This is a genomic window from Streptomyces sp. NPDC051684 (genome assembly GCF_044453445.1).
In the GTDB taxonomy this organism is placed as follows: Bacteria; Actinomycetota; Actinomycetes; order Streptomycetales; family Streptomycetaceae; genus Streptomyces.
The window spans coordinates 1-958 of record NZ_JBITCS010000060.1 but is presented as its reverse complement, the minus strand read 5'-3'; the positions used below and the strand labels follow the sequence as shown (position 1 = coordinate 958).

The window sequence follows — 958 nt, the reverse complement described above, 5'->3', positions numbered from 1 at the left end:
ATCGCGACGGAAGCCACCACCGCGATTGTCGTCCCGACGGTCATCGCGACGCGGCCCACGACCCCGGTCCCCGTACGAACGGTCATCACGCCGGTCGTCCCGCCGGAAGCCGCCACCACGGTTGTCATCACGCCGGTCGTCACGACGCGGCCCACGATCCCGATCATCGCGACGGAAGCCACCACCGCGATTGTCGTCCCGACGGTCATCGCGACGCGGCCCACGACCCCGGTCCCCGTACGAACGGTCATCACGCCGGTCATCGCGACGGAAGCCACCGCCACGGTTGTCGTCCCGACGATCGTCACGACGCGGCCCACGATCCCGATCATCGCGACGGAAACCGCCACCACGGTTGTCGTCCCGACGATCGTCACGACGCGGCCCACGATCCCGATCACGGTCCCGGTCCCCGTACGAACGATCATCACGCCGGTCATCACGACGGAAGCCACCGCCACGGTTGTCATCCCGACGATCGTCACGACGGAACCCACCACCGCGGTTGTCGTCACGCCGGTCGTCGCGACGCGGACCACGGTCCCGGTCCCGGTCACTGTACGAACGGTCGTCGCGACGGAACGCAGGACGCTCCCGGTCGCCGTCCCGGCGGTCACGGCGCGGGCCGCCGCTGTTGCCGCGGAACCCGCCCCGGTCCCCCCGGTCACCACTGTCCCGTCGGCGCTGATCGCGCTCCGGTCGCTCGTCGGGAGAGTTGGTGGCCATCGGTCGACTCCTGTCTTCGGTACCGCAGTCATTCTCGCGCAACCGGGGTGCCGGCGCGCTCCGAGAAAAGCTCTGGAAATACAAAAAGGACCCTTGGTCCCCAGCATGTGTGCCGGGACCAAGGGTCCTCTCAAAAATAGTTCGGCGGCGTCCTACTCTCCCACAGGGTCCCCCCTGCAGTACCATCGGCGCTGTGAGGCTTAGCTTCCGGGTTCGGAATGTAACCGGGCGT

The 958-nt window shown here is 68.0% G+C and carries 1 rRNA gene and 1 pseudogene; both read right to left on the bottom strand.

From position 1 onward, the window contains the following. Window positions 1–726: pseudogene (locus ACIA8D_RS39365) on the bottom strand (tetratricopeptide repeat protein); the annotation flags it as partial. Window positions 727–865: 139 nt separating this feature from the next. Beyond that, a 5S ribosomal RNA gene (rrf, locus tag ACIA8D_RS39360) occupies window positions 866–958 on the bottom strand; the annotation flags it as partial.